The sequence below is a fragment of the Streptomyces sp. NPDC096048 genome (genome assembly GCF_044763415.1).
In the GTDB taxonomy this organism is placed as follows: domain Bacteria; phylum Actinomycetota; class Actinomycetes; order Streptomycetales; family Streptomycetaceae; genus Streptomyces.
The window spans coordinates 38,375-62,336 of sequence record NZ_JBIWGG010000006.1 but is presented as its reverse complement, the minus strand read 5'-3'; the positions used below and the strand labels follow the sequence as shown (position 1 = coordinate 62,336).

At 71.7% G+C, this 23,962-nt stretch carries 23 protein-coding genes; 13 read left to right on the top strand and 10 right to left on the bottom strand.

All coding sequences use genetic code 11. From position 1 onward, the window contains the following. Window positions 1–17: 17 nt before the first annotated feature. The gene (gene hutI, locus ACIQ6R_RS17435; RefSeq protein ID WP_404175377.1) at window positions 18–1,193 is read left to right on the top strand and encodes an imidazolonepropionase; all 1,176 of its coding nucleotides are present in this window, start codon (window positions 18–20) and stop codon (window positions 1,191–1,193) included. A 28-nt stretch (window positions 1,194–1,221) separates the two neighbouring features. On the opposite strand, the gene ACIQ6R_RS17430 is transcribed toward hutI, so the two are convergent. After that, window positions 1,222–2,778: an RICIN domain-containing protein gene (locus ACIQ6R_RS17430; protein ID WP_404222259.1), complete on the bottom strand. Its 1,557-nt coding sequence runs from the start codon at window positions 2,776–2,778 to the stop codon at window positions 1,222–1,224. Window positions 2,779–3,025: 247 nt separating this feature from the next. Beyond that, a complete protein-coding gene (locus ACIQ6R_RS17425; protein ID WP_404222257.1) occupies window positions 3,026–3,940 on the bottom strand; it encodes an RNA polymerase sigma factor SigF in 915 nt (304 codons plus the stop codon). A gap of 252 nt (window positions 3,941–4,192) precedes the next feature. Here ACIQ6R_RS17425 and ACIQ6R_RS17420 point away from each other — a divergent pair, with 252 nt between their 5' ends. Both ACIQ6R_RS17420 and ACIQ6R_RS17415 read left to right on the top strand, forming a co-directional pair. After that, a complete protein-coding gene (locus ACIQ6R_RS17420) occupies window positions 4,193–4,570 on the top strand; it encodes an STAS domain-containing protein (RefSeq protein WP_404175368.1) in 378 nt (125 codons plus the stop codon). Window positions 4,571–4,759: 189 nt separating this feature from the next. Continuing rightward, window positions 4,760–5,428: an ATP-binding protein gene (locus ACIQ6R_RS17415; protein WP_404222255.1), complete on the top strand. Its 669-nt coding sequence runs from the start codon at window positions 4,760–4,762 to the stop codon at window positions 5,426–5,428. A gap of 410 nt (window positions 5,429–5,838) precedes the next feature. Here the strand turns inward: ACIQ6R_RS17415 and ACIQ6R_RS17410 are convergent, their stop codons facing one another. Further along, on the bottom strand, window positions 5,839–7,335 hold the full coding sequence (locus ACIQ6R_RS17410; protein ID WP_404222253.1) for an MFS transporter: 1,497 nt from the start codon (window positions 7,333–7,335) through the stop codon (window positions 5,839–5,841). Window positions 7,336–7,887: 552 nt separating this feature from the next. On the opposite strand from ACIQ6R_RS17410, the gene ACIQ6R_RS17405 reads away from it, so the two are divergent. Beyond that, window positions 7,888–8,565, top strand: a complete 678-nt coding sequence (locus tag ACIQ6R_RS17405; protein ID WP_121747436.1) for a response regulator transcription factor — start codon at window positions 7,888–7,890, stop codon at window positions 8,563–8,565. 40 nt (window positions 8,566–8,605) lie between these two features. Beyond that, complete coding sequence (draK, locus tag ACIQ6R_RS17400; protein WP_404175359.1) at window positions 8,606–9,880, top strand: two-component system sensor histidine kinase DraK; 1,275 nt, start codon at window positions 8,606–8,608, stop codon at window positions 9,878–9,880. Window positions 9,881–9,909: 29 nt separating this feature from the next. Here draK and ACIQ6R_RS17395 read toward each other — a convergent pair whose 3' ends face one another. Beyond that, entirely contained in the window at window positions 9,910–10,491 is a 582-nt protein-coding gene (locus tag ACIQ6R_RS17395; RefSeq protein ID WP_404222251.1) for a GtrA family protein, read from the bottom strand. Between the two features lie 166 nt (window positions 10,492–10,657). Here ACIQ6R_RS17395 and ACIQ6R_RS17390 point away from each other — a divergent pair, with 166 nt between their 5' ends. From ACIQ6R_RS17390 to ACIQ6R_RS17380, 3 genes are read left to right on the top strand one after another with little or no spacing between them, the layout of a single operon-like run. Continuing rightward, on the top strand, window positions 10,658–11,797 hold the full coding sequence (locus tag ACIQ6R_RS17390) for a 5-(carboxyamino)imidazole ribonucleotide synthase (RefSeq protein ID WP_404222249.1): 1,140 nt from the start codon (window positions 10,658–10,660) through the stop codon (window positions 11,795–11,797). Then, window positions 11,794–12,333: a 5-(carboxyamino)imidazole ribonucleotide mutase gene (purE, locus tag ACIQ6R_RS17385; RefSeq protein WP_404222247.1), complete on the top strand. Its 540-nt coding sequence runs from the start codon at window positions 11,794–11,796 to the stop codon at window positions 12,331–12,333. Before ACIQ6R_RS17390 ends, purE begins: the two co-directional genes overlap by 4 nt. A gap of 5 nt (window positions 12,334–12,338) precedes the next feature. Beyond that, on the top strand, window positions 12,339–13,517 hold the full coding sequence (locus ACIQ6R_RS17380; RefSeq protein WP_404175347.1) for a dipeptidase: 1,179 nt from the start codon (window positions 12,339–12,341) through the stop codon (window positions 13,515–13,517). Here the strand turns inward: ACIQ6R_RS17380 and ACIQ6R_RS17375 are convergent. Next, window positions 13,466–14,485, bottom strand: a complete 1,020-nt coding sequence (locus ACIQ6R_RS17375) for an alkene reductase (RefSeq protein ID WP_404222245.1) — start codon at window positions 14,483–14,485, stop codon at window positions 13,466–13,468. The genes ACIQ6R_RS17380 and ACIQ6R_RS17375 overlap by 52 nt on opposite strands. 221 nt (window positions 14,486–14,706) lie before the next feature. On the opposite strand from ACIQ6R_RS17375, the gene ACIQ6R_RS17370 reads away from it, so the two are divergent. Both ACIQ6R_RS17370 and ACIQ6R_RS17365 read left to right on the top strand, forming a co-directional pair. Further along, window positions 14,707–15,066, top strand: a complete 360-nt coding sequence (locus ACIQ6R_RS17370) for a MerR family transcriptional regulator (protein WP_404175342.1) — start codon at window positions 14,707–14,709, stop codon at window positions 15,064–15,066. A 92-nt stretch (window positions 15,067–15,158) separates the two neighbouring features. Further along, window positions 15,159–16,289, top strand: a complete 1,131-nt coding sequence (locus ACIQ6R_RS17365; RefSeq protein ID WP_404222242.1) for a dipeptidase — start codon at window positions 15,159–15,161, stop codon at window positions 16,287–16,289. 16 nt (window positions 16,290–16,305) lie between these two features. Here the strand turns inward: ACIQ6R_RS17365 and ACIQ6R_RS17360 are convergent, their stop codons facing one another. Next, window positions 16,306–16,698 (bottom strand): VOC family protein, encoded by a 393-nt coding sequence (locus ACIQ6R_RS17360; RefSeq protein WP_404222239.1) that lies wholly within the window; start codon window positions 16,696–16,698, stop codon window positions 16,306–16,308. 34 nt (window positions 16,699–16,732) lie between these two features. Further along, entirely contained in the window at window positions 16,733–17,104 is a 372-nt protein-coding gene (locus ACIQ6R_RS17355; RefSeq protein WP_404175334.1) for a VOC family protein, read from the bottom strand. 100 nt (window positions 17,105–17,204) lie between these two features. Between ACIQ6R_RS17355 and ACIQ6R_RS17350 the strand changes: the two genes are divergently transcribed. Beyond that, complete coding sequence (locus ACIQ6R_RS17350; RefSeq protein ID WP_404175332.1) at window positions 17,205–17,711, top strand: CGNR zinc finger domain-containing protein; 507 nt, start codon at window positions 17,205–17,207, stop codon at window positions 17,709–17,711. A gap of 112 nt (window positions 17,712–17,823) precedes the next feature. Here ACIQ6R_RS17350 and ACIQ6R_RS17345 read toward each other — a convergent pair whose 3' ends face one another. Then, window positions 17,824–19,167: a UDP-glucose dehydrogenase family protein gene (locus tag ACIQ6R_RS17345; RefSeq protein WP_404222237.1), complete on the bottom strand. Its 1,344-nt coding sequence runs from the start codon at window positions 19,165–19,167 to the stop codon at window positions 17,824–17,826. Window positions 19,168–19,347: 180 nt separating this feature from the next. Between ACIQ6R_RS17345 and ACIQ6R_RS17340 the strand changes: the two genes are divergently transcribed. Beyond that, window positions 19,348–20,505 carry an acyl-CoA dehydrogenase gene (locus tag ACIQ6R_RS17340; protein WP_404222235.1) on the top strand — a complete coding sequence of 386 codons (1,158 nt, stop codon included), beginning with the start codon at window positions 19,348–19,350 and terminating at the stop codon, window positions 20,503–20,505. 5 nt (window positions 20,506–20,510) lie between these two features. Here the strand turns inward: ACIQ6R_RS17340 and ACIQ6R_RS17335 are convergent, their stop codons facing one another. Beyond that, window positions 20,511–21,077: an acyl-CoA thioesterase gene (locus tag ACIQ6R_RS17335; RefSeq protein ID WP_404175323.1), complete on the bottom strand. Its 567-nt coding sequence runs from the start codon at window positions 21,075–21,077 to the stop codon at window positions 20,511–20,513. A 119-nt stretch (window positions 21,078–21,196) separates the two neighbouring features. Between ACIQ6R_RS17335 and ACIQ6R_RS17330 the strand changes: the two genes are divergently transcribed. Then, the gene (locus ACIQ6R_RS17330) at window positions 21,197–22,480 is read left to right on the top strand and encodes an LCP family protein (RefSeq protein ID WP_404175320.1); all 1,284 of its coding nucleotides are present in this window, start codon (window positions 21,197–21,199) and stop codon (window positions 22,478–22,480) included. A gap of 55 nt (window positions 22,481–22,535) precedes the next feature. On the opposite strand, the gene ACIQ6R_RS17325 is transcribed toward ACIQ6R_RS17330, so the two are convergent. Beyond that, entirely contained in the window at window positions 22,536–23,912 is a 1,377-nt protein-coding gene (locus tag ACIQ6R_RS17325) for an LCP family protein (RefSeq protein WP_404222233.1), read from the bottom strand. Window positions 23,913–23,962 lie beyond the last annotated feature (50 nt).

Genomic DNA, 23,962 nt, shown 5'->3' with positions numbered 1-23,962 from the left:
AGGACGTCACGGACACCATGAGCAGCAGCACCGTCATCACCAACATCGCCGCGCTGGTCACCAACGACCCCTCCCTCGGTGACAACTCCCCCCTCGGACTGGTCCGGGACGCGGCCGTCGTCATCGACGGCGACCGCGTCGCGTGGACCGGTGAATCAAGCAAAGCACCCGCCACTGACAACCGGGTCGACGCCGGCGGCCGGGCGGTCCTCCCCGGCTTCGTCGACTCCCACTCCCACCTCCTCTTCGGCGGCGACCGCACCGAGGAGTTCAACGCCCGCATGTCCGGCCGCCCCTACAGCGCCGGCGGCATCCGCACCACCGTCGCCGCCACCCGCGCCGCGAGCGACGCGGAACTGGAGGCGGGCCTCACCCGTTACCTCGAAGAGGCCCTGCGCCAGGGCACCACCACCTTCGAGACCAAGTCCGGCTACGGCCTGACCACCGCCGACGAGTCCCGCGCCCTGCGCGTCGCCGCCCGCCACACCGACGAGGTCACCTTCCTCGGCGCCCACATCGTCGCCCCCGAACTCGCCGACGACCCGGCCGCCTACGTCGCCCTCGTCACCGGCGAGATGCTCGACGCCTGCGCCCCGCACGCCCGCTGGATCGACGTGTTCTGCGAGAAGGGCGCCTTCGACGGCGACCAGGCCCGCGCGATCCTCACCGCCGGCCGGGCCAAGGGCCTGCACCCGCGCATCCACGCCAACCAGCTCTCCTACGGCCCCGGCGTCCAGCTGGCGGTCGAACTCGACGCCGCCAGCGCCGACCACTGCACCCATCTCACCGACGCCGACGTGGACGCCCTCGCCGGCAGCCGCACGGTCGCCACCCTGCTCCCCGGCGCCGAGTTCTCCACCCGCGCCGAGTGGCCGGACGCCCGGCGCCTCATCGACGCCGGTGCCACGGTCGCGCTGTCCACCGACTGCAACCCCGGCTCGTCCTTCACGTCCTCCGTGCCGTTCTGCGTCGCGCTCGCCGTACGGGACATGGGGATGACCCCCGACGAGGCGGTCTGGTCGGCCACCGCGGGCGGCGCGGCCGCCCTGCGCCGCGACGACATCGGCCGCCTCACCCCGGGCGCGTACGCCGACCTGACCCTCCTCGACGCCCCGAGCCACGTCCACCTGGCCTACCGGCCCGGCGTCCCGCTGGTCAGCGAGGTCTGGCGGCGCGGCGTACGCGTGGTCTGACCGCCGCCCGGACTCCCGCCCGAACCGCTCAGGAGGCCCCGGCGCGCCACCGCTGGTCCGTCCGCCCCGACCCCGTCCCGACGAGGACCACCGCGTCGCCCCCGCCCGGCGTCACCGCGCGGTCCGGGGCGATGCCGGGGCGGATCACCCCCCGCGCGTCCACCGAGAAGCGGAGGTTCCGGCCGTTGCGTCCGTCGACCGAGTCGCACTCCCAGACGCCGACGCCCTTCTCCACGGAGCCGCGGCTGTCCAGGCAGTAGTCCTCGTCGGCGTACGACTGGACCACCCCGCGCCCGGCGTCGACCCGCCACAGCTGGGTGTGGGACGAGGTGCAGGGCGCCGTGACGACGTCCGTGCCCTTCTCCATGCCGCCGTCGATGTCCAGGCACCGGCCCGAGGCGACGTTCACCACCTGGGCGTACGTCCCGCCCGGCGCCCGGTACGACGGCGTGGACGGCGTCGGCGACGGCCGCGCGGTGCGCGAGGGCGTCGGACTCGGCTTCGGCGCGGGGGCCTTCGACGACGCGGAGGGCGACGGCGACGGCGTGGGGGAGGACGGCGTAGCCGGGACGGTCGCCGTCACCGTCACCGGCGGTGGCCCGGCGGGGGGACGTGACGACGCGTTCGCCGCCGGCCGGGACGGCGGGTCGTCCGGCGACAGCACCAGGAGGAGCAGCGGCGCCAGGGCCACGCCCAGGGCCGCCGAGGCCAGCGCGAAGCGGCGTGACGGCGGCCAGGGCCCGGACATCGCCGGCGGGGCGACGCCGCCCGGCTCGTCCGCTCCCCGCGCCGCGTACGCCGTGCCCGCCCACGGCAGCAGGCCCTCGGCCAGGGCCGTGCGCGGGGCGTCCCGCAGGGTGCACAGCTCCTCGTGCGCCGCCGTGCAGTGCGGGCAGTGCGTCATGTGGGCGCGCAGGTCGGCGCTGTCCCGGGGCGTGTCGGGCCGTACCGACTCCTCGATGAGGCGCCGGAAGCCCACACAGCGCGGGTCCTCGGAGGCGGCCAGCCGGGACCGCAGACAGGCCTGCGCCAGTGCCTGGAGCGCGGGCTGTGTGCCGTACGTGACGTCCTGGCGGCCGAGGCCGAGCAGTGCGGCCGTCCGGTCGGCGGGCTCCCGGTCCACCACTCCGTACCAGATCATGCCCTGGGCGCGGGGCGGCAGGGAACGGAAGGCCGCGAGCATGGGCGGGACCGGGCAGCCGGTGCCCGCCGTGTTCAGCACGAGGAGCAGTCCGGCGTCGAGTCCGGCGGAGCGTTCGTCGGCCGCCCACTCGGCCGCGGTCTCACCGGTCAGGAGCAGGAGTCGGTGCCGCCACGGCCCACCGGCGTCGGTGCCGCGGGCGGCCTGACGGGCCGCCAGTGCGAAGGCGCGCGCGGCCAGTTGCCGTGCCGTGGACTCGCCGGCCGCGCACAGGCGGGCGTAGGCGAGCACCGAGGGCTGATGCCGTGCGCGGAGTTCCTGGAGCGCCGGATAGGCGGTGGGTGTGTCGGCGCGCAGCAGTTCGGACAGCCGCGCGTCGGACGCGCCGGCGTACATCTCCTCGCCGGCCTGGGCGCCACCGTCGGTCCCGTCGCCCCGAGCCATCCGTCCGCCTCCTCGCACCCCGCGACTCCACGGTGCCGGTCCTGACGTACCGGCCAGTTTGCGGGGTGCCTCATAGTGGTGGAACGGGGCCCGCGAGGAAAGAGGTTTCCGTGGGTAACCGGCGGCTGTTCCGGGGGCTGTTCCGGGCGAGGGCGATGGTCCGTACCGGAAGCGGCGCGCACAACCCGAAGGGGGGCGGCCCGACTTCGGACCGCCCCCCTGGAGGGCAAGCGTCACCCGGCGAGGACTACTCCTCGACCGTGAGCCCCTTGCGCAGCCGTACGAGTGTCCGCGACAGCAGGCGCGAGACGTGCATCTGGGAGATGCCGAGTTCCTCGCCGATCTCCGACTGGGTCATGCCGGCGACGAAGCGGAGCGAGAGGATCTTGCGGTCCCGGGACGGAAGTTCGGCGATCAGCGGCTTCAGCGACTCGACGTACTCGATGCCCTCGAGCCCGTGGTCCTCGTAGCCGATGCGGTCGGCCAGCGCGCCCTCCGCGTCGTCCTCCTCCGGCTGGGCGTCCAGCGAGGAGGCGGTGTAGGCGTTGGACGCCGCCATGCCCTCGACGACCTCGTCCTTGGTCAGGCCGAGGTGCTCGGCCAGTTCGCTCACCGTGGGCGCGCGGTCCAGCCGCTGGGCCAGCTCGTCGCCGGCCTTGGCCAGGTCGAGCCGCAGCTCCTGGAGGCGGCGCGGGACGCGCACGGACCACGAGGTGTCGCGGAAGAAGCGCTTGATCTCGCCGATGATGGTCGGCATCGCGAATGTGGGGAACTCCACACCGCGGGACATCTCGAAGCGGTCGATCGCCTTGATCAGGCCGATCGTGCCGACCTGGATGATGTCCTCCATCGGCTCGCTGCGGGAGCGGAAGCGGGAGGCCGCGAACTTGACCAGGGCGAGGTTGAGCTCGACGAGCGTGTTGCGTACGTACGCGTGCTCGTGGGTGCCTTCCTCCAGCGACTCAAGCCGCTCGAAGAGGGTCTTGGACAGGGCCCGGGCGTCCGCCGGAGCAACCTCGTCGTAAGCGGGGATGTCCGGAAGCCCGGCGAGTACGCCGTCGTGGTCGACGACCGCGTCGTGATGCTCGATGGGATCCAGATGTTCCGGAGGGAGTGTCGACGTCGCTTCTTGGGTACGCGATCCGTCGAGCCGGGGTGACATGATGTCCTCCATCGTTCTCGGCATACGGCTGCCGAAGCCAAATACGTGCACTGCGGTGTGCGGCGCCTCCAAAGCCGGCCGTGTCGGTTTACGTGTCCTACTAGCCCTACCGGGTTTACCGAGCCCACCGCAAGTGTGTTCTGAGCGGGTATGTCCGTTTGTGTGCGGTTGTTCGGGTGTCGGAGTGCGGTGGGAAGGCGTAGTGTTCGGGGGCGTCAGCAGGCAGTCACGACCTCGGGAGAGAGAAACGGCATGGACCGCGGGACGGTCGGTAGTGCCCAGTCGGGCCGGCTTCTGGTGGAAGTGCGGGAAGAGGGCCCCAGTGCCGTCGTGACACCGGCGGGTGAGTTGGATCACCACACCGCCGAGCTGTTGCGCGAGCCGCTGGAGGACTGTCTCGCCAAGGGATTCAACCGGCTTGTCGTCGACTGTTCGCGTCTGGAGTTCTGCGACTCCACGGGACTCAACGTCCTGCTCGGCGCGCGGTTGAAGGCGGAGGCCGCGGGGGGCGGTGTGCATCTGGTGGCCATGCAGCCCGTGGTGGCTCGCGTGTTCGAGATCACGGGGGCCGAAGCGGTCTTCACCCTCCATGACACCCTTGAGGCCGCCTTGGCCGACGAGACCGACTGAGCCGTCCTTGTCCGGCCGACGGAGGGTCTCGTGTGCTGCCTGGGACAGGCGTTTTCGCCCCGTCCCGTGTTTCGTGCCGAATACAGGGGTGTTCGGACGGGTCGGTCGGGCAGGAGACACCCAGAGCTGACTGTGTACGACGTACGACTTTGAAAACGTGAACTGGTGAATCGGTGAGGTGAAGCGCTGATGAGCACCACCCGGCCCTACTCGCCGGGCGACCGCGGTCCGGAGCCCAGCGGCGCTTCCGGGGCGTCCGAGGGGGGCGTGCCCGGGACCGGGGAGCCCGAGGGGGGCGTGCCCGCGGGGCAGGCCGCCGTGATCGGGGCGGCCGTGCCGCCGTCCCCGGCCCCTTCCTCGTCCCCGGCCTCTTCCTCGTCCCCGGTCTCTTCCTCGTCCCCGGCTCCTTCCTCGTCTCCGTCCGAGGCCGCGGCCGCCGGTGACGGTGGGCGGCAGGGGCGCAGGCTGAGCTTCGACGACCAGAGCGGGGTGGTCCCGCTCGCTCGTGACTTCACCCGCCAGGCGCTGTACGCCTGGGGCTGGTTGCCCTCCGCCACCGCGGACCAGCGGGCCGCCGCCGAGGACGTACTGCTCGTGGTCTCCGAGCTGGTCACCAACGCGTGCCTGCACGCCGAGGGGCCGGACGAGCTGTGGATCACCTGCGAGAAGAAGGTGATCCGGCTGGAGGTCTCCGACCGCGGTACGGGTCAGCCGACGCCGCGGACCCCGCACCGGGCGGGGCGTCCCGGTGGTCACGGCATGTTCATCGTGCAGCGGCTGTGCCTGGACTGGGGCGTGGTGCGTACGCCCGGGGTCGCGGGCAAGCGGGTATGGGCGGAACTGGGGGCACCGGCGTAGTCTTCGCGGTCTTTCCCACCCGCCCGTCCGACTCGGTGGGCCGGGAGGCCGACGTCCCCGGGGCTCCGCCCCGGACCCCGGCGGGGACCGCGTCCCCTGCACCCCTGCGAGAACTGGGCCCTGCGCCGTCCCGTCCCCGCAGCCTCAAGGCTTCTGCACCGCCCTGAGCCCTGCACCGCGCGGCAACTCCGACCTCCTGCGCCCGTGCAGCCCTCACCCCCCCTGGCACCCCCTGCACCCCCTTGCACCGCCCTGCGTCGCGCTCTGTGCCGTCCCAGGCCGCGCCCGTCGCCCTGTGCCCCGCCTGTCCCCCCAGCCCTCGCCCCGCGCCCCCGAAACGCCCGGAGGGCCACCGCATCCCTCGGGATGCGATGACCCTCCGCAGGCAGGAACCGCCAGGCCGGCAGGCCTCAGCGGACGTCGCCCATGAGTTCCTTCACGCGCTTGCGGTACATCCAGATCGCGACACCGGCGAGGACGGCCAGGGCGGCCTCCGCGGCGACGATGCCCGTCTTGTTGAGGTCGACGCCGGCGATGGAGAGCAGGCCGGTCGTGGCGTCACCGGCGGTGACGGCCAGGAACCAGACGCCCATCATCTGCGAGGCGTACTTCACGGGCGCCATCTTCGTGGTGACCGACAGGCCCACCGGGGAGAGCATCAGCTCACCGCAGGTCTGGACGAAGTAGATCGCCACCAGCCACAGCGCGGCCGCCTTGTGACCGCCGTCCGCGATGGCCAGCGGGGCCAGGAAGAGGAAGAAGGACGCGCCGACCAGCACCAGGCCGAACGAGAACTTCACGATCGTGCTCGGCTCCTTGCCGCGGCGGGCGAGCGCCAGCCACACCGTGGCGAAGACCGGGGCCAGGGCCATGATGATGACCGGGTTGACCGACTGGAACCAGGAGACCGGGAACTCCCAGCCGAGGACGCTGGTGTCGGTGGAGGAGTCGGCGAAGATCGCCAGGGTCGAGCCGCCCTGGTCGTAGATCATCCAGAAGACGGCCGCGGCGACGAAGAACCAGATGTACGCCGACATCTTGGACTGCTCGGCGCGGTCCAGGGCCTTGTCGCGCTTGATGCGGGTCAGGACCAGCACCGGGATGATCACGCCGAGCAGGGTCAGCGGGACCAGGATCCAGTTCAGGGTGTAGTTCCCGGAGAAGCCGACGATCGCGTAGAAGACCAGGGCGAGCGCGGCCCAGAACGCGGCCTTGCGCAGGGTGGAGGTCTTCTCCTCCACCGACAGGGGCTTCGGGACCACGCTGGAGTGCGGGGCCAGGTGGCGGCTGCCGAGCAGGAACTGGATCACGCCCAGGCCCATGCCGACCGCGGCGAGTGCGAAGCCCAGGTGCCAGTTGACGTTCTCACCGATGGTGCCGATGATCAGCGGCGCCGCGAAGGCACCGAGGTTGATGCCCATGTAGAAGACGGTGAAGCCACCGTCGCGGCGCGGGTCGTCGGGGCCGTCGTAGAGCTGGCCGACCATCGTCGAGATGTTGGCCTTCAGCAGGCCGGAACCGATGGCGACCAGGCCGAGGCCCGCGAAGAACGTGCCCGAGGAGGGCAGCGCCAGCGTGAGGTGGCCGAGCATGATGATGCCACCGGCGACGGCGACGGTCTTGCGGGGTCCCCAGACACGGTCGCCGAACCAGCCGCCCGGCATCGTGAGCAAGTACACCAGCGAGAGGTACACCGAGTAGATCGCGGTCGCGGTGCCGGCGTTCATGCCGAGACCGCCGGGGGCCACCAGGTACAGCGGGAGCAGAGCCCTCATGCCGTAGTAGGAGAAACGCTCCCACATCTCGGTCATGAAGAGAGTGGCCAGTCCGCGGGGGTGGCCGAAGAAGGTCTTCTCGGAACCGGGGGTGCCCGGAGAGACCGAGTCCTTCGTCAGGCTGGACGCCATGGTCGATCCTTGCTGGTCGGGACGCGCTCACGAGGCGATGCGCGCCCGGTGGGGGGCAGCCGGCACCGGCGGCCTTCGTCCGCCCACCCCACGCCCGAGGGATTCCGCTCCGGATTGCGAAGCGGTGGACGGCGACCACCGGGATCCACGCCTCTGCGCGCGTCACTGCACGCGGTGAGGCCCGGCCACAGGTCATTCCTTTCAAGGCCGGCCGTGGGGGCCGACCCGCACACAAAAGAGACCTTCAGCATCGAACTGTCGCCAAAGGTCCCCTGGGTGCTACAGGCGCTGATTCACCATACGGCAGGACACCGCCCGGTATGGAAGGACTTGAGACGCGGATCACAGGTAATAAAGGAACCGCGAACGATCTTTCGAAGGTCCATCACACAATGACACCCCACTGCCGCAGGTTCGCACAGCGGGTCGGTGAGGGGTCGGCGGGGGGTCGGACGGGCAGGTCGCGCGGCGGGTGCCCGGCTTGTCCATAGGTAAGAGAGCCTCGGGGCCACCACGCCCCGGGCGCTGCTCCGGGCGGACTACCATCAGCTCATGACCCGTGTACTGCTCGCCGAGGACGACGCGTCCATCTCGGAGCCGCTGGCCCGCGCACTGCGCCGGGAAGGGTACGAGGTCGAGGTGCGTGAGGACGGACCCACCGCACTCGACGCCGGGCTGCAGGGCGCCATCGACCTGGTCGTGCTGGACCTGGGCCTGCCGGGCATGGACGGGCTGGAGGTCGCCCGCCGGCTGCGGTCCGAGGGCCACGCCGTGCCGATCCTGATCCTGACCGCGCGCGCCGACGAGGTGGACACCGTCGTCGGTCTGGACGCGGGCGCCGACGACTACGTCACCAAGCCGTTCCGCCTCGCCGAGCTGCTCGCCCGGGTCCGCGCCCTGCTGCGGCGCGGTGCCGTCGAGCCCCCGCAGCCGGCCGCCACGCACGGTGTGCGTATCGACGTCGAGTCGCACCGGGCCTGGATGGGCGAGGAGGAGCTCCAGCTCACCGCCAAGGAGTTCGACCTGCTGCGGGTGCTGGTGCGCGACGCCGGCCGGGTCGTCACCCGCGACCAGCTGATGCGCGAGGTCTGGGACACCACCTGGTGGTCGTCGACCAAGACCCTCGACATGCACATCTCCTGGCTGCGCAAGAAGCTGGGGGACGACGCGGCCAACCCCCGCTACATCGCCACCGTGCGCGGCGTGGGTTTCCGTTTCGAGAAGAACTGAGCCACCGAGAAGCTCTCGGGGCCTGCCCGGGTAAGAGGACATGCGCCGTCGACTGATCCAGTCCACGCTCGCCGTGGTGCTCGTCGTGATCGCCGTTTTCGGCGTCTCCCTCGTGATCGTCGAAACCCGGACGATCAGTAACTCCGCCCAGGAACGGGTCGACCTGGAGGCGGTGCGGCTGGCCAGCATCGTGGACAGCCGGCTGCTCGGGGCGGGGTCCGTCGACGCGAAGTTCCTCCGGGAGCAGGTCCGGGACGCCCGGTACGCCGAGATCCGCATCCCCGGCAAGCCGGTCATCGAGGTCGGCAGCCGGCCGACCGGTGAGGTCATCCGGGGCAGGGCCACCGGCGAGGAGGGCGAGACGGTCCTCGTCGAGGAGCCGAGTTCCTCGGTGACCCGCGAGGTCGGCCGGACCCTGCTGATCATCGGTCTGGTGGCGCTGCTCGCGGTGATCGCCGCGGTGCTGCTGGCGATCCGGCAGGCCAACCGCCTCGCCTCCCCGCTCACCGACCTCGCCGAGACCGCCGAACGCCTCGGCTCCGGCGACCCGCGCCCGAGGCACAAGCGCTACGGCGTCCCCGAGCTGGACCGGGTCGCGGACGTGCTGGACTCCTCCGCCGAGCGCATCGCCCGGATGCTCACCGCCGAGCGCCGCCTGGCCGCCGACGCCTCCCACCAGCTGCGTACACCGCTGACCGCGCTGTCCATGCGGCTGGAGGAGATCACCCTCACCGAGGAACTGGAGACGGTGAAGGACGAGGCGGCGATCGCGCTGTCGCAGGTGGAGCGGCTGACGGACGTCGTGGACCGGCTGCTGACGAACTCCCGCGACCCGCGCAGCGGCTCCGCCGTCACCTTCGAGCTGGACGACGTCATCCAGCAGCAGATCGCGGAGTGGCGTCCCGCCTACCGCAGCGAGGGGCGGGCGATCGTCAGTTCCGGCAAACGGCATCTGACGGCCGTGGGCACCCCGGGCGCGGTGGCGCAGGTGCTGGCCGCGCTGATCGAGAACTCGCTGATGCACGGGGGCGGCACGGTGGCCCTGCGGACCCGGGTGACCGGCAACCAGGCGGTGGTCGAGGTCACCGACGAGGGGGCCGGCGTCCCGGGCGACCTGGGGGCGCGGATCTTCGAGCGCGCGATCAGCGGGCGGAACTCGACGGGCATCGGCCTGGCCGTCGCCCGCGACCTGGCCGAGGCGGACGGCGGCCGGCTGGAGCTGCTCCAGGGCCGTCCTCCGGTGTTCGGCCTGTTCCTGTCGCGCACACCGCCGTCGAAGAAGTCGTCCGGGGACTCGGGGCAGACGGTGCGCTAGGCGCCCGCGCGGGCAGGGCCCGGCCGCCGTCAGCGGTGGGCGGCCGGGGTGCCGTCCGCGGTGCGCACCGCCGTCGGCTGCTCGTGCTCCAGGAAGGTCTCCGCCCGCGTCACCGGCTCGCGGGCCGGCAGCGCCCGGAAGACCCAGGTGCGGTACGACCAGAAGCGGAACAGCGTGCCGATGCCGATGCCGAGGAACTTGAAGATGTTGCTCTGCAACGGGCTGTCCCAGCCGAAGCCGTACGTCGCCGTGTAGAGCACGCCGTTCTCGATCACCAGTCCGACCGCGCTGAACAGCAGGAACAGTGACATCTCGCGGGTCCGGCGGCCCTTGTCGCGGTCCCGGTAGGTGAAGTAGCGGAAGCCCAGGTAGTTGAAGACGATCGCGAAGACGGTCGCGATGATGCTCGCCCGCACCACCGCGAGGTCGGTCGCGTGCCGCATCAGGTTGAAGACGAGCAGGTTGACCAGGACCCCCGCGCCGCCCACCGCGCCGAACTTCACGACCTCACGGGCCAGCCGGCCGATCCGCTCCCGGACCGCGCCGCGGGGCGCCGGGGATGCCGGGGGTGTGGGGGGAGCCGTATGAGCACCCGAGGAACCATGTCCCATGGTCGTGCAGGCCCCCGTCCATCGGTTGGCGTCAATCCGTTCATGCTAACCACCCGGACGTGCGATCTTCCTGCGGACGGACGCGGGGCGACGGGAAAGGGGGGCCGTGTCCCCGGGGAAACGGCCGGTAAACAGGTGGGCCTCGCGCGGCCGATACGCTAGGGGTGTGACGTTCCCCGTAGTCGGTATGGTCGGCGGTGGCCAGCTCGCTCGTATGACACACGAGTCGGGCATCCCGCTGGGCATCAGGTTCAAGCTCCTCAGTGACACCCCTCAGGACTCCGCGGCGCAGGTCGTGAACGAAGTCGTCATCGGCGACTATCGCGATCTGGACACGCTGCGCGAGTTCGCGCGCGGCTGTGACGTGATCACCTTCGATCACGAGCACGTGCCGACCGAGCACCTCAGGGCCCTGGAGGCGGACGGCATCCCCGTGCGCCCGGGCCCCGACGCGCTCGTGCACGCCCAGGACAAGGGCGTGATGCGCGCGAAGCTCGACGCGATCGGCGTGCCCTGCCCACGGCACCGGATCGTGAGCGATCCGGCCGACGTGGCCGCCTTCGCGGACGAGGGGGACGGTTTCCCCGTCGTCCTCAAGACCGTGCGCGGCGGGTACGACGGCAAGGGCGTGTGGGTCGTGGACTCCGTGGCGGAGGCCGCCGAGCCCTTCCGCGCCGGTGTGCCCGTGCTGGCGGAGGAGAAGGTCGACTTCGTCCGCGAGCTGGCCGCCAACGTGGTCCGCTCCCCGCACGGCCAGGCGGTGGCGTATCCCGTCGTCGAGTCCCGGCAGGTCAAGGGCGTCTGCGACACGGTGATCGCGCCCGCCCCCGGCCTGGACGGGACGCTGGCGCTCAGGGCCGAGGAGATGGCGCTCAGCATCGCCAAGGAACTGGACGTCGTCGGCCACCTCGCCGTCGAGCTGTTCCAGACCCGCGACGGCCGCATCCTCGTCAACGAACTGGCGATGCGCCCGCACAACTCCGGCCACTGGACGATGGACGGCGCGATCACGTCGCAGTTCGCCAACCACGTCCGCGCGGTCCTCGACCTGCCCCTCGGCGACCCGCGCCCGCGCGCCGAGTGGACGGTCATGGTCAACGTCCTCGGCGGCGACTACCCGGACATGTACTCCGCGTACCTGCACTGCATGGCCCGCGACCCCCAGCTGAAGATCCACATGTATGGCAAGGACGTGAAGCCCGGCCGCAAGGTGGGTCACGTCAACACCTACGGCGACGACCTGGACGACGTGCTGGAGCGCGCCCGTCACGCTGCCGGATACCTGAGAGGGACGATCACCGAATGAGCCAGGCCAGCCCGGTCGGTCCAGTCGTCGGCATCGTCATGGGGTCGGACTCCGACTGGCCCGTGATGGAGGCCGCCGCCAAGGCGCTCGACGAGTTCGAGATCCCCTACGAGGTCGACGTCGTCTCCGCGCACCGCATGCCGCACGAGATGATCGCCTACGGCGAGCAGGCGGCCGGACGCGGGCTGAAGGCGATCATCGCCGGGGCCGGGGGCGCCGCCCACCTGCCCGGCATGCTCGCCTCGGTCACCCCGCTGCCCGTCATCGGCGTGCCGGTGCCGCTGAAGTACCTGGACGGCATGGACAGCCTCCTGTCCATCGTGCAGATGCCGGCCGGTGTCCCCGTCGCCACCGTCTCGGTCGGCGGCGCCCGCAACGCGGGTCTCCTGGCCGCGCGGATGCTCGCCGCCCACGACGAGGAGCTGCTGGGCCGGATGCGCGAGTTCCAGCAGGAGCTGAACGACCAGGCCACCGAGAAGGGCAAGCGGCTGCGTAGCAAGGTCGAGGGCTCCGCGGCCTTCGGCTTCGGGAAGTGAGGCCGGTGACCTCCCTCGACCGGGCCCGGGAGCTGCTGCGCGAGTTCCCCGTCGTCGACGGCCACAACGACCTGCCCTGGGCGCTGCGCGAGCAGGTCCGCTACGACCTCGACGCCCGTGACATCGCCGCCGACCAGTCCGCCCACCTGCACACCGACCTCGCCCGGCTGCGCTCCGGCGGCGTCGGCGCGCAGTACTGGTCGGTGTACGTCCGCTCGGACCTGCCGGGCGCGGTGACCGCGACGCTGGAGCAGATCGACTGCGTACGGCGGCTGATCGACCGCCACCCCGGGGAGCTGCGGGCCGCGCTGACCGCCGCCGACATGGAGGCCGCGCGCGCCGAGGGCCGCATCGCCTCGCTGATGGGCGCCGAGGGCGGCCACTCCATCGACGACTCGCTCGCCACGCTCCGCGCGCTGTACGCGCTCGGCGTGCGCTACATGACCCTCACCCACAACGACAACGTGGCGTGGGCGGACTCGGCGACCGACGAGCCCGCCGTCGGCGGCCTGTCGGCCTTCGGCCGCGAGGTCGTGCGGGAGATGAACCGCGAGGGCATGCTGGTCGACCTCTCGCACGTGGCGGCGACGACGATGCGCGACGCGCTGGACACCTCCACCGCGCCGGTGATCTTCTCCCACTCCTCCGCGCGGGCGGTCTGCGACCACCCGCGCAACATCCCGGACGACGTGCTGGAGCGGATGGCCGCGGGCGGCGGCATGGCGATGGTGACGTTCGTGCCGAAGTTCGTGCTCCAGGCGGCCGTGGACTGGACGGCCGCCGCGGACGACAACATGCGGGCGCACGGCTTCCACCCCCTGGACACCAGCGCCGAGGCGATGAAGATCCACCGTGCCTTCGAGGAGGGCACCCCGCGCCCGGTCGCCACGGTGTCCACGGTCGCCGACCACCTCGACCACATGCGCGAGGTCGCCGGCGTCGACCACCTCGGCATCGGCGGCGACTACGACGGCACCGCCTTCACACCCGACGGCCTGGACGACGTGTCCGGCTACCCGAACCTGATCGCCGAGCTGCTCGACCGCGGCTGGTCCCAGGCCGACCTGGCCAAGCTGACCTGGAAGAACGCGGTACGGGTGCTGGGCGCCGCGGAGGACGTGGCCCGGGGGCTTCAGGAGACGCGGGGACCGTCCAACGCCACACTCGAAGCACTGGACGGCTGAGCGGTCCCGTCACCGAGGGCGGGGTAGTCGGTGTAGCCGGTCGCCCCGCCCACGTACATGAAGTACCGGTCCCGTACCGGGTTCAGCGGCGCGCCGAGCCGCAGCCGCTCCACCAGGTCGGGGTTGGCGAGGAACGGCCGGCCCAGGGCGATCAGGTCGGCCCCGGCGGCCAGCAGCCGCTCGGAGGCGCGGCGCACGGCGTCCGTGGAGAGCTCCTCGCCCAGCACCGGGTTGGCGATCAGCACCCCGGGCCACCCGGCGCGGATCTTCCGGAACACCGGGGCGTCCGGGTCGGCGTACACCAGGTGCAGATCCGCGAGCCCGAGCCCGCCGAGCCGCTCGGTGAGCGCCGGGTAGATCTCCTCGGTCCCGCCCTCCGCGATGCCGTTGACGGTGTTGCCGGGGGAGACCCGCAGGCCCACCCGCTCGGCGCCGATCCCGGCGGCGACGGCCTCGACCACCTCGGCCGTGAACCGGATCCGCGCGGCGACCGGTCCGCCGTAGCCGTCGGTGCGGCGGTTGGTGTTGGCGGCCAGGAACTGGTGCAGGAGGTGGCCGTTGGCGGAGTGCACCTCCACGCCCTCGAACCCGGCGTCGAGCGCGTTGCGGGCGGCCCGCGCGAAGTCGGCGACGGTGGTGCGGATGTCCTCCTCGCCCATCTCCCTCGGGACGACGGCCGGACGGTGCCCTTCCGGCGTGAAGACCGTCCCGGGGAGCGGCACCGGCGAGGGCGCGACGGGCGTCAGCCCGCTGGTCGCGGGATGCCCGACCCGGCCGCCGTGCTGGAGCTGGAGGAACATCCGCCCGCCCGTCTCCCGTACCGCGTCGGTGACCTGCCGCCAGCCCGCCATGTGCCGCGCGCTGTGGACGGCGGTGATGTTCGGGTAGGTCTGCCCGACCGCGTTCGGCGTCGCCGCCTCGGCGACGATCAGTCCGGCGGAGGCGCGCTGGGCGTAGTAGGTGGCCATGAGCGGGGTCGGGGTGCCGTCGGCCTCCGCGCGATGGGGGTCCCCCCGGCTCGTTCAGAGCTGGGGGAGGGTTAGAGGGGCCATCACCAGACGGTTGGGGAGGGTGAGCGGGCCGAGCGGAGCGGACGCGAAGAGCTCTGTTGTGTGCGACATGCCCGTACGGTAGAACCTGACACTGATGTCAGAATCAAGCTCCGGAGACCCGGTGAGGAGACGTACGCATGCGGATCGGTGAACTCGCCCGGCGCACGAACGTCAGTGAGCGCTCGCTGCGGTACTACGAGAAGCAGGGCCTGCTCGCGGCCGAGCGCACGCCCGGCGGGCACCGCGAGTACGCGGAGGCGGCCGTCGACCGGGTCGTCCGGATCCAGGAGCTGTACGCGGCCGGCCTGTGCAGCGCCAAGATCGCGCAGCTCCTGCCCTGCATGCGGGACGGGGACGGCGGCCCCTCGGCCGCCGCCTCGCCGAAGCTGGTCGCCGACCTCACCGCCGAGCGTGCCCGCATCGACCGGATGATCGCCGACCTGCTCCGCTCCCGGGACACCCTGGACGAGGTCATCGAGGCGGCGGCCCGGAACTGAGCGGCGTACCCCCGAACGCCCCACCCACCAGGAAGGCCTTTCCGCCCCGTGCGACGGTGACGGTAACGCACGACGACCGTACGGAGCCCGCCATGGCAGACCTCCAGGACGACCTGCACACCAGCACCGAGGCCGGCGGGCTCGTCGACCTGTCCGTGCCGCCTGCCGCGGAGGCCTTCCCGCCGGAGCCCTACGCGCCCGTGTCCGACCCCGACGACGAGCCGCTCACCCGGGCGCACGCGGTGCTGGCCGCGCACCCCGTCGCCGACGGTTACAGCGGCCTGCCCTGGGCGCTCAAGCACCTGCCCTGGTACGACCTGGAGCTCGGCGAGAGCGCCGTCGACACCGACGTGCCCCGGCTCCGCGAGGGCCATGTGGGGGCGTTGTTCTGGTCGCTGCACCTGCCCGACGCCGTCGACGGGGACCGGGCCGTCGGTACCACCCTGGAGCAGCTGGACCTGGTCAAGATGGTCGTCCGGGCCCATCAGGAGGGGCTGCGCCTGGCGTACGACGCCGGGCAGGTCATCGACGCCCGCAACTGCGGCCGGGTCGCCGTGCTGCCCGGCCCCGCCGGCGCCGCCGCCCTCGGGGACCGCCTCGGCATCCTGCGCTCCCTGCACGCCCTCGGCCTGCGCGTGGTCACGCTGACCGGGGCGACCTGGGCGAGCGAGACGGGGCTGACCCGCTTCGGGGAGGAGGTCGTCCGCGAGATGAACCGGCTCGGCGTCGTCACCGACCTCTCCGGCGCCTCCGCCGAGACCATCCGCCGTACCTTCGCCGTCTCCAAGGCGCCGGCGCTGTGCACCCGCTCCGCCGCCCGCGCCCTGCGTCCGCACCCCGCCAACCTCCCCGACGACCTGCTCGTCGAGCTGGGCGCGGCCGGGGGCCTGTGCATGGTGCCGCTGACCGCCGAGCAGACCGGCCCGACCGTCCGGGACGTCGCCGACCACCTCGACCACGTCCGCACGGTGGCCGGCCCGCAGAGCGTCGGCCTGTCCGGCACCTACGACGCGGGCACCGCCCACCCGCTGGAGCTCGGGGACGCCTCCTGCTACCCCCGGCTCATCGCCGAGCTGCTGCGACGCGGCTGGGCCGAGTCGGACGTGGCTCTGTTGACCTGGGGCAACGTCCAGCGCGTACTGCGGGGAGCGGCCTTCACCGCCCGCGCGGCACAGGTGCGTCGGGAGCCTTCGACGGCGACGATCGCCGAACTCGACGGGTAACGGACACGGGTGACCGTCACGCGTGTTCGATCCGGCACAGGCAGAACGGATGCCCCGCCGGGTCGGCGTACACCATGAAGTCCTTCTTCTCCCGGTCCTCCAGGTCCAGCGGCCGGGCGCCCAGCGCGAGCACCTTCTCGTGCGCCGCGTCCATCTCCTCCCAGGTCGCCCCGCCGTCGAAGTCGAGGTGGAACTGCTGGGCGTTGCGGTCGGCACGCGGCCACTCGGGCGGGGTCAGACCCGGCGCCCGCTGGAAGGACAGCCTCGGCCCGCCGGGTACCTGGAGCACCACCCAGTCGGGATCCTGCTCCTCGGGGGTGCCGCCGCCGACCTGCGCGTAGAAGCGGGCCAGCTCGCTGGGGTCGGGACAGTCGACGACGACGGAACGCAAACGTGCCACGGGTGCCATGGGAACCTTCCGGTGTTGTCGGTCTGGGTCTCGCTCAGCAGGCGCAGAGGCAGAACGGGTGCCCGGCCGGGTCCGCGTAAACCCGGAAGGTCCGGGCCCGGTCCTCCGCGTCCAGCGGCCTCGCGCCCAGCTCCAGCACGGCCTTCTCCGCCGCGTCCAGGTCTTTCACCTGGAGGTCGAGGTGGAACTGCTGCGCGCCGTCGGGCCCGGGCCACTTCGGCGGTACGTGGCCGGGGGAGCCCTGGAAGGCCAGCGTCTGCCCGCCGGGCAGGTTCAGGTCGACCCACTCGTACTGGTCGTCGCTCTTGTCCTCGACGGTGCCGCCGAGGACGTCGGCGTAGAAGCGGGCCAGTGCGTGGGGGTCGGGACAGTCCAGGACGACGACGCCCAGTTCGGCGACAGCCATGACTTCCTCCTTGAGGTCCGCGTTTCTTCGGTTACCGGCAAAGTACGGGTAACCAGTAACGGTTACTGCATGCTGCCCTATGGGCGGTAACGTCGCAAGCATGAGTGAGAGATCGCCCGCGCCGGGAGGACTGGACCTGGTCGAGACCCTGGTGAACACGCTGGACATCGAGACGGGCGCCGACTCGCTGGACACACCGGAGGGCCGGGCGCGGTTCGGCCTGACGGAGGCCGACGTCCCGGGGGCACGCGAGCTGCGCGAGTCGCTGCGCGCGACCCTGCTCGCCCACGCGGGCCACCCGCCGCACCGCGCGGTGACCCCGCTCGGCGAGCTGCTGGCCGGGGCCCCGCTGGTGGTGACGGTCCACGCGGCCGACGGGTCCGCCGCCCTCGCCCCGGCCGGGGGCGACTCCCTGCCCGCCCGTGTCGCCGCCGCCGTCGCCGAGGCGCTGGTCGCGGGCACCTGGAACCGGCTGAAGGCCTGCGAGGCCGCCGACTGCCACTGGGCGTACTACGACCGCAGCCCGGCCGGACGCGGACGCTGGTGCTCGATGCAGGTGTGCGGGGCCCGCGCCAAGATGCGCCGGTACCGGGCCAAGGGGGCGTGATCCACAGGGACTTCACCGGCCGCCGGGCCGCCCCGTGGGGCAGAATGCGGGTGACGCCGGTTCGGCCGACTGAGCCTCGGCCGAACCGGCGTCACCCGTCGGTCGGCCGGTGTCACGCCGTCGGACGGCCCATCGCCCGGTACGTCCAGCCGGCCTTCCGCCAGGCCTGCGGGTCCAGGGCGTTGCGTCCGTCGAGGATCACCCGGGCGGTCACGGCCTCGCCCAGCGCCTCCGGGTCCAGCTCGCGGAACTCCCGCCACTCCGTCAGGTGCAGGACGACGTCGGCGCCCCGCACCGCCTCCAGCGCGGAGTCGGCGTAACCGAGCGTCGGGAACAGCCGCCGGGCGTTCTCCATGCCCTTGGGGTCGTACACCGTCACCTGGGCGCCCTGGAGGTGGACCTGCCCGGCGACGTTCAGCGCGGGGGAGTCCCGTACGTCGTCCGAATCGGGCTTGAAGGTGGCGCCGAGCACCGCGACCCGCTTGCCGAGGAAGGGGCCGCCGCCCAGCGCCTGCCGGGTCAGCTCCACCATCTGGCCGCGCTGGCGCATGTTGATCGAGTCGATCTCGCGCAGGAAGGTGAGCGCCTGGTCGGCGCCCAGCTCACCGGCGCGCGCCATGAACGCCCGGATGTCCTTCGGCAGACAGCCGCCGCCGAACCCGATCCCGGCCCGCAGGAACTTCTTCCCGATCCGGTCGTCGTACCCGATCGCCTCGGCCAGCTTGGCGACGTCGCCGTCGGCCGCCTCGCACACCTCCGCCATCGCGTTGATGAAGGAGATCTTGGTGGCGAGGAAGGAGTTCGCGGAGGTCTTCACCAGTTCGGCCGTCGGGAAGTCGGTGACGACGAAGGGCGAGCCCTCCGACACCGGCGTCGCGTACACCTCGCGCAGCAGCTTCGCGGCCCGCTCGCTGCGCACGCCGACCACGATCCGGTCGGGGTGCAGCGTGTCCTTCACGGCGAAGCCCTCGCGCAGGAACTCCGGGTTCCAGGCCAGCTCGGCGTCGTCACCGGCCGGCGCGTGCTCGGCGAGGTAGCGGGCCAGCCGGTCGGCGGAGCCCACGGGCACGGTCGACTTGCCGACGACGAGCGCGGGGCCGGTCAGATGCGGCGCGAGCGAGGCCAGCGCCGACTCGACGTACGACATGTCACAGGCGTACTCACCGTGCTTCTGCGGCGTGTTCACGCACAGGAAGTGCACGTCGCCGAAGGCGGCGGCCTCGGCGAAGTCGGTGGTGAAGCGCAGCCGCCCGCTGGACCCCTCGATCCCGGCGACGTGCTGGCCCAGCAGCTCCTCCAGCCCCGGCTCGTACATCGGGACCTGGCCCCGCTGGAGCATCTCGATCTTCTCGGGCACCACGTCCAGGCCCAGCACCTCGAACCCCAGCTCGGCCATCGCCGCCGCATGGGTCGCGCCGAGATAGCCGGTGCCGATCACGGTGATCTTGAGGGCCATGGGTGCTCCAGGGGTGTACGGCTGAGGTGCGCGCCCGAGCATATCCGGGACGCGGCGAAAGCCCTTCGGGCGGCTGTCGTCAAGCTCACCTATCCAGGGCGCGGAGGGGGCTCTAAAATTTGGGTTACTTAACGGTAGTTAGCGTGCCCAGCATCACAGCGTTTTGGAGCGTGAGAGACCTTGGCCGGATCGGCTGACTTCGACCTGTACCGCCCGTCCGAGGAGCACGACATGCTCCGGGACGCCGTCCGCTCCCTGGCCGAGGCGAAGATCGCGCCGCACGCCGCGGCGGTGGACGAGGAGGCCCGCTTCCCGCGCGAGGCCCTCGACGCCCTGACCGCGAACGACCTGCACGCGGTGCACGTCCCCGAGGAGTACGGCGGCGCGGGCGCCGACGCCCTCGCCACGGTGATCGTCATCGAGGAGGTCGCGCGCGTCTGCGCGTCCTCGTCCCTCATCCCGGCGGTCAACAAGCTCGGTTCCCTGCCGGTGATCCTCTCCGGCTCCGAGGAGCTGAAGAAGCGCTACATGACCCCGCTCGCCAAGGGCGACGGCATGTTCTCCTACTGCCTCTCCGAGCCGGACGCGGGCTCCGACGCGGCCGGCATGAAGACCAAGGCCGTCCGCGACGGCGACTTCTGGGTCCTCAACGGCGTCAAGCGCTGGATCACCAACGCGGGCGAGTCGGAGTACTACACGGTGATGGCCGTCACCGACCCCACCAAGCGCTCCAAGGGCATCTCCGCCTTCGTCGTCGAGAAGTCCGACGAGGGCGTCTCCTTCGGCGCCCCGGAGAAGAAGCTCGGCATCAAGGGCTCCCCGACCCGCGAGGTCTACCTCGACAACGTCCGCATCCCCGCCGACCGCATGATCGGCGCGGAGGGCACCGGCTTCGCCACCGCGATGAAGACGCTGGACCACACCCGCATCACCATCGCCGCCCAGGCCCTCGGCATCGCCCAGGGCGCCCTCGACTACGCCAAGGGCTACGTCAAGGAGCGCAAGCAGTTCGGCAAGCCGATCGCCGACTTCCAGGGCATCCAGTTCATGCTCGCCGACATGGCCATGAAGATCGAGGCCGCCCGCCAGCTGACGTACGCCGCCGCGGCCAAGTCCCAGCGCGGCGACGGCGACCTCACCTTCCAGGGCGCCGCCGCCAAGTGCTTCGCCTCCGACGTGGCGATGGAGGTCACCACCGACGCGGTCCAGCTCCTCGGCGGCTACGGCTACACCCGTGACTACCCGGTGGAGCGCATGATGCGCGACGCGAAGATCACGCAGATCTACGAGGGCACCAACCAGGTCCAGCGCATCGTCATGGCCCGCAACCTGCCGTAACCGGCTCAGTCGTCGAACCCCTCCGCCACCCGCCGCTCCCGCAGCTCCATGATCGCGCGGCGGCGGGCCAGGCGGTGGGTGCGGCGGATCTGGGCCTCCTGGTAGCGGCGCTTGTCCTTCTCGGTCTCGGGGAGGACCGGCGGGACCGTGCGCGGCTTGCCGTCCGCGTCGACCGCGGCGAAGACCAGGTACGCCGAGCCGACCTGGGTGGCCGGGGTGGACTCGTTCCAGCGTTCGGCCAGGACCCGGACGCCGACCTCCATGGAACTGCGGCCGGTCCAGTTGACCTGGGCCTTCACATGGACGAGGTCGCCGACGCGGACCGGTTCGAGGAACGCCATCTCGTCCATCGACGCGGTGACGGCGGGGCCGCCGGAGTGCCGTCCGGCCACGGCTCCCGCGGCGTCGTCGACGAGCTTCATGATCACTCCGCCGTGCACCGTGCCCAGGAGGTTGGTGTCGCTGTGGGTCATGATGTGGCTGAGGGTGGTACGGGACGCCGAGGTCGGCTTGCCCGGGATCTCCGGAGCCGCCGACTGCGCGGCCGAGGCCTGTTCTGCCTGGTCTGTCATGGCCTCCACCTTATGCCGGGACGACATCCGGGTAATTTGTGTCAGCTTCGCAACAGCACTGACCTGATTTTCCGACGACCCTTGTATGGCCCACGGCGCGGACCTGCACACTGGTGCGCATGAATGATTGGCCCGAGGGATGGTCCGGTGACAACCGCGCCGACCGGTACGGACGCGGCAGCGCGAGCGCACGGCCCGAGAGCGCGCGCGTGATGCGGCAGGTCCGCCGCGGCCAGGCGCCGCCGCCCGGCCCGGGCCCGTCGGCCCCGCCGTACGGCGCCGGGGTGCCGCAGCAGCCGTCGTACGTCGACGGCCGGGGCCACGGCGGCGACGGCTACGACAGCGGCTACAACACCGGCCAGGTCTACGGCGGCCCCGGCGGCCGGGGCCCAGGCCCCGGCGGTCCCGGCCCGGGCCGGCCCGCGCCCGACTGGCGCCGCCGGATCAAGTGGACCGCGATCACCGTGGTGACCGCGCTGGTCGTCACCACCGTCGGCACGTACTTCTGGGCCGACTCCAAGCTCAACCGCGAGGTCGACCTGTCCAAGGTCATCGAGCGGCCCGGGGCGGGCGAGGGCACGAACTACCTGATCGTCGGCTCCGACAGCCGCGAGGGCATGACCGACGAGCAGAAGAAGGACCTGCACACCGGCTCCGCCGAGGGCAAGCGCACCGACTCGATGATGATCCTGCACACCGGGGACAACGGCTCGACGCTGATCTCGCTGCCCCGTGACTCGGACGTGGAGATCCCGAGCTTCGTCGGCTCCGAGTCCGGCAAGACGTACAAGGGCACGGGGCGGCACGTGAAGCTGAACGCCGCGTACGCGGAGGACGGCCCCGAGCTGCTGGTGCGCACCATCGAGCACAACACCGGGCTGCGCCTGGACCACTACGTGGAGATCGGCTTCGCCGGCTTCGCGAACATCGTGGACGCGGTCGGCGGCGTCGAGATGGACATCCCGCAGGACATCAAGGACTCGAAGTCCGGCGCCGACCTGAAGAAGGGCAAGCAGACCCTGAACGGCGAGGAGGCCCTCGCCTTCGTCCGCACCCGCTACGCGCTGGCCGGCTCCGACCTGGACCGCACCAAGAACCAGCAGAAGTTCCTGTCGGCGCTGGCGAGCCAGGTGGCCACCCCGTCGACCGTCCTCAACCCGTTCAAGCTGTACCCGACCATGGGCGCCGGCCTGGACTCCCTCATCGTCGACAAGGACATGGGCCTGTTCGACCTGGCCAGCATGTTCTGGGCGATGAAGAGCGTCAGCGGCGGCGACGGCACCTCGATGAACATGCCGGTCTCGGGCAGCGTCGGCGGGAACCTCAAGTGGGACGACGCCAAGGTGAAGCAGCTCGTCGAGCAGCTGAAGAACGACGAGAAGGTCACCGTCTCCGGCAACTGAGGCCGAAGAGCCCCGCTTGGGCCCCGCCTGGGCCCCGGCAGGGCCCCGGGGCGGGTCACTTCTCCCCGCACACCACCTCGTCGCCCCGCACCACCGTGCCCGACTCCTGCGGCGGGTCCGCCGGCTTCACCTTCACGACCTCCTTGAAGTCGGCGCCCGCCACCACCTTCAGCGTCGGGCCCTGGCCCTTGACCGGCCGCAGCTCGCTGCCGGGCAGGGCGGCGGCCAGCGACTTCGCCGAGCGGTCCCAGCGGGGGTCGAAGGCGACGACCGTCCGTTCGACCGCGCGGTCGGTGGCGTTCCTGGGCGCCCGGGTGGTGCGGAACCCGGTCGCGGCCAGAGCGTCGTCCACCCGCTTGCCGAGCCCCCGCGTGTGCGTGCCGTTCTCCACCTGGACCCGGATCTGCTTCGGGTCCACCGGGACCCGGACCGGTGCCGGACCCTTCGGCTTCGGCTCGGGTGCGGCCAGCGGCTCGTCCTCGCGCAGGGCGTCGAAGATCCGCTCGGACTTGACCGGGTCCCACTTCAGGGTCGATCCGACGCCCTTGACGGCGTAGCCCATCTGCCCGATCGGCACGGTGGTGAACTCGGACGACGACGGCGAGAAGTTCCGCATCGCCCGCCCGAGCGCCAGCAGTTCGTCGGTGCCGAAGCCCTCGTCGGCCCTCACCGAGCCCAGCACCGCCTGGGTGACGTCGCGGAACTTCAGCGGGTTCAGCAGGAGCCCCGAGGAGGTCGCCCGGTCGATCAGGGCGGCCAGGAAGCGTTGCTGACGCTTCATCCGGCTCAGGTCCGAGGCCCCGTCGAGATGGCGGGCGCGGACGTACTGCAGCGCCTGTCCGCCCGTCAGCTCGTGGGTGCCGGCCGGCAGGTCGAGCCCGGTGTAGCTGTCCTTGAGCGGCTGGACGGTGCAGATCCGCACACCGCCGAGGACGTCGACCGTCTTCATGAAGCTGGTGAAGTCGACCTCCAGGTAGTGGTCGATCTTCACGCGGGTCATGTTCTCGACGGTGCGGATGGTCAGCTGCGGGCCGCCCTCCGCGTAGGCCGCGTTCAGCTTGAGGGGGTGCCCCTTGTGCTGCTCGCCGGTGGTGCGGTCGGTGTGGTCGGGCGTCTCGGCGTAGGAGTCGCGCGGGAGGCTGACCACGCTCGCGCGCTCCCGGTCCTCCGAGATGTGCACGATCATGATCGTGTCGGTGCAGTGGCAGGGCGCGCCGCCGAGCCGGTACTTCTGCCGTTCCTCCTCGCTGATCCGGTCGCGGCCGTCGGTGCCGACCAGCAGCACGTTCATGCCGTCGCCCGCCCGCGGCCGGTTCTTCATGTCCTTGAAGGCGTCGACCCGCGAGATGTCCGAGTCCAGACCGGAGAGCACCGCGTGCCCGATCCCGGCGGAGGCGAGCACCACCACGGACAGAGCGGTCACCGCCCGCATGGCCCAGCGCGGTCTCTTCCGTCGTACGGGGGGCCTCGGCGGCCGGCGGG